This window comes from Streptomyces sp. NPDC055078, assembly GCF_053607985.1.
In genome coordinates this window covers 1-3,590 of sequence record NZ_JBSGUP010000773.1, presented here as the reverse complement: position 1 = coordinate 3,590, position 3,590 = coordinate 1, and the positions used below count along the sequence as shown (strand labels likewise).

Annotated in this window: 4 protein-coding genes; 1 reads left to right on the top strand and 3 read right to left on the bottom strand. The window is 71.0% G+C overall.

Annotation, left to right across the window (positions count from 1 at the left end; translation table 11 throughout):
- Positions 1-69: 69 nt before the first annotated feature.
- Positions 70-1,281 (top strand): glycoside hydrolase family 18 protein, encoded by a 1,212-nt coding sequence (locus tag ACWF94_RS36425; RefSeq protein WP_453498844.1) that lies wholly within the window; start codon positions 70-72, stop codon positions 1,279-1,281.
- Between the two features lie 20 nt (positions 1,282-1,301).
- Here ACWF94_RS36425 and ACWF94_RS36420 read toward each other — a convergent pair whose 3' ends face one another.
- The 3 genes from ACWF94_RS36420 to ACWF94_RS36410 form a co-directional block, all read right to left on the bottom strand.
- On the bottom strand, positions 1,302-1,976 hold the full coding sequence (locus tag ACWF94_RS36420; protein ID WP_453498841.1) for a response regulator transcription factor: 675 nt from the start codon (positions 1,974-1,976) through the stop codon (positions 1,302-1,304).
- Positions 1,973-3,247, bottom strand: a complete 1,275-nt coding sequence (locus tag ACWF94_RS36415) for a sensor histidine kinase (RefSeq protein ID WP_453498838.1) — start codon at positions 3,245-3,247, stop codon at positions 1,973-1,975. Before ACWF94_RS36415 ends, ACWF94_RS36420 begins: the two co-directional genes overlap by 4 nt.
- Positions 3,248-3,314: 67 nt before the next feature.
- Positions 3,315-3,590, bottom strand: a 276-nt coding sequence (locus ACWF94_RS36410; protein ID WP_453498835.1) for an MMPL family transporter, incomplete at its 5' end; no start/stop codon positions are given.

Sequence of the window (3,590 nt, the reverse complement as noted above, 5' to 3'; positions counted from 1 at the left end):
TTCATGTTCCATGCACAACGCCAGACGGTCGACAGTCACCCGTTCGTCCTCCCACCATGAGGAGATCCGATGACCGCTCACCACCGTCCGAAGGCCCGATTACGGGCTCTGATCGCAGCGGCCTGCACCGCCGTACTCGGCGCGGCCCTGCTCACCGGCACCACATCCACCGCGTCCGCATCCGCGCACACCAGCGCCCAGCCCTCGGACAAGGTGGTCGGCACCTTCACCAACTGGAGTGCCTACCACCCCAACAGGCACATCAAGAACCTCCACACATCGGGCGCGGCGGCGAAGCTGACGCACATCCGGTACTTCCACGGCATTGTCGAGGACAGGGGCTGCTTTCCCGGGGACGGGGACACCGACTTCAGCAAGTACTACAGCGCCGAGGACAGCGTGGACGGGGTCGCCGACTCCTGGCAGCGACCGGGGTGGGGCAGCGTCAATCAACTGCGGAAGCTCAAGAAGCTCCACCCGCATCTGAAGGTCATCTGGTCGTTCACCAGATGGAACCAGATGCACGGCCTGGGCGAGTCGCGGGCCGAGGCCAGAAGGCTCGCCCGGTCCTGTCGCGCGCTGGTCGAGGACTCGCGCTGGGGGGATGTCTTCGACGGCATCGACGTCGACTGGACGTATGCCCACCGTGACGGCGACGCGTTCGGGGAGCTGATGTCCGCGATGCGCGCGGAGTTCGGCGGCGACCTGGTCACGGCGACCATCCCGGGTGACGCCGCACCGGGCGGCGGGATCGACGCGACCGACTTCACGGACGCGACCGAGGACGTCGACTGGTTCAACGTGTTGACCTACCGGCTGTACGGCTGGCACGAGAGCCAGGGCCCGACCGCCCCGCACGCCCCGCTGCGGGCCTACCCCGGCATTCCGAACCGGTACGCGACCGTCGACGCGGCGATCCGGAAGCTCAAGGAGCAGGACATCCCCGCCCGCAAGCTGCTGCCCGGGATCTCCTTCGAGGGCCACGGCTGGAGAGGGGTCACCCAGTCGGCACCGGGAGGGAGCGCGGCCGGCTTGGCATACGGAAGCATCGGGAACACCGGCAGCGATCACTACCGTGTGCTGAAGTCCGTGTGCCCGGTCACCGGGCGGATCGCCGGGATGGCGTACGCCCACTGCGGCACCGACTGGTGGAGCTACGAAACCCCGGACACGGTCGCGGAGAAGGTCGCGTACGCGAAACGGCAGAAACTGGGCGGCACTCACCTGTGGGAACTGGCCAGCGACACCCCGGACGGTGAGCTGATCAACGCGGTCCGCTGACGAGGCAGCACCGGAATCGCTCAGCGCTCGCCCGGGACCACCAGGCCCGACTCGTACGCGACGATGACGAGTTGGGCCCGGTCCCGGGCTTCCAGTTTGCCCATGATGCGGCTGACGTGGGTCTTGGCGGTGAGCGGGGACAGGCCGAGGGTCTCGGCGATCTGGGTGTTGTTGAGGCCACGGGCGACCAGGGCGAGGACCTGGCGTTCGCGTTCGGAGAGGTTCTCGGGGCCCGCGCCGGGGGCCGGGGCGTGGGGGGCGCTCAGGACCTTGGCGATGAGGCGGGAGGTGGGGCCCGGGGAGAGCAGGGAGTCACCCGCCGCCACGGTACGGATCGCGGTGAGGAGGTCCGCCGGGCGAGTGTCCTTCACCAGGAAGCCGGAGGCTCCGGCGCGCAGGGCGTCGATGACGTATTCGTCGGTGTCGTAGGTGGTGAGGGCGAGGACCCGGACGCCCGCGAGATCGTCGTCGGCGGCGATCAGCCGGGTGGCCTCGATACCGTCGAGAACGGGCATGCGGAGGTCCATGACGACGACGTCGGCGCGGGCGGTGCGGGCCAGTTCGACGGCTTCGGCGCCATTGCCCGCCTGGGCGACGACCTCCATGTCGCCGGCGGATCCGATGAGCATGGCGAAGGACGCCCGTACGAGCAGTTGGTCGTCGGCGAGCAGAACACGGATCGGGCTCGGGCTCATTCCGGGGCCTCCGTCGGGAACGGCAGGAGTGCCGTCACAGTGAATCCCCCGCCGTCGCGGGGGCCGGTGGTGAGGGTGCCGCCGACGCTGCGGGCACGTTCCCCCATGCCGACGATGCCGAAGCCGCCGCCACCACCGCTGCCGCTGCCGCCGTTGGGGCTCGCCGGGACCGCCGGGGCCGCCGGGGCCGCCGGGCCCGTACCGTCGTCGGAAATCATGACCCTCAGGGACGGGCCGTGGCGTTCGACGGCGACCTCGATGCGGGCGGCGGGGCCCGCGTGGCGTACCGCGTTGGTCAGCGATTCCTGCACGATGCGGTACGCGGCGGCTCCCACGGCGGCGGGCAGCGGCTCGTCACCCGGGCGCAGGGACAGTTCGCCCTTTGCCGCCCGTACGAGATCGGGGATGCCCGCGAGGTCGGGCAGCGGGCCGCACGACTCGGGGTTGTCGGTGCGCAGGACGGTGAGGGTGCTGCGCAGTTCGCCGCGTGCCGTGCGGCAGGTCTCGGCTATGTCGTCCAGGGACTTGGCGATGGCGGCGCGGTCGAGCCGTTCGGGGTCGGTGTTGAGGACATGGGAGGCGACCGAGGTCTGCACGCCGATGAGGGTGATGGTGTGGGCGAGGAGGTCGTGGAGGTCGCGGGCGATCCGCAGGCGTTCCTCGGCGACGCGGCGGGCGGCCTCCTCCTCCCGGGTGCGTTCGGCGTGTTCGGCGCGGGCGACGACGGAGGCGATGTAGCGGCGGTAGACGCGGACGTCGGTGCCGACGACGACGACGGCGACCGTCCAGCCGGTGGTGCGCAGGGCGTCCAGGCCCTCCTGGGTGCTGACCCGGAACATCACCATCAGGGTGAGGCAGATCATGCCCCCGGCGAAGAGCAGCATGTGCCGTGGGCGGGCGGTGACGGCGACCGTGTAGAGCGCGAGACCGGAGATGAGAATGGGCGCGTGGTGCGGGTTGTCGAGCGCGTGGTACGGCACCACACAGGCCATGACGACGGCCATGACCGGCATGGGGCGGGTGCGCCGCCAGCACAGGGCGGTGGCGCCGGTGACGAGGAGCACCCAGCCCAGGGCGTCGGGGTGGGCCCTGCTCTCGCTGCCGGTGCCGGAGAGGGCCATCATCACGGTGAGGACGGTGACGGCGGCGGCGGTGATGGTGTCGTTGCGCATCCGGTTCGGGGTGGTGAGCGGGTCGCGGCTGACGAAGGTCAGGACGCGTTCCCCGATCCGGGGCCTGGTGGCTGTCGTTGGCGGCTGCACGGGTTCCATCCTGCGGTACGGCGCCCCGGAGCGCCGCCCCTCGGAGTGGAGGCGGCGCACCGGGACCGCTGATCGGTCAGGGACGGTTCGCGAACGCCCGGTCCGGCTCGTGCGGCGGGGCGGGGTCGGCGGGTCCGCCGGAGTCGGCGGAGTCGGGGGAGCCGGGGGAGGCGAGGGAGGCGGCGGATTCGGAGCGGCGGGAGAGCGCGCCGGGCCACCAGACCGTACGGCCGAGGAGCAGACTCGCCGAGGTGACCAGGTACGTACGCACCAGGAAGGTGTCCAGCAGGACGCCGACGGCGACGAGGAAGCCCATCTCGACCAGTGCGACCAGCGGCAGGTTCATCAGCAC

What these genes read in the sequence shown, in the direction of transcription:
- ACWF94_RS36425 (WP_453498844.1), top strand. Translation starts at nt 70, where the DNA reads ATGACCGCTCACCACCGTCCGAAGGCCCGATTACGGGCTCTGATCGCA.
- ACWF94_RS36420 (WP_453498841.1), bottom strand. Translation starts at nt 1,976, where the DNA reads ATGAGCCCGAGCCCGATCCGTGTTCTGCTCGCCGACGACCAACTGCTC.
- ACWF94_RS36415 (WP_453498838.1), bottom strand. Translation starts at nt 3,247, where the DNA reads ATGGAACCCGTGCAGCCGCCAACGACAGCCACCAGGCCCCGGATCGGG.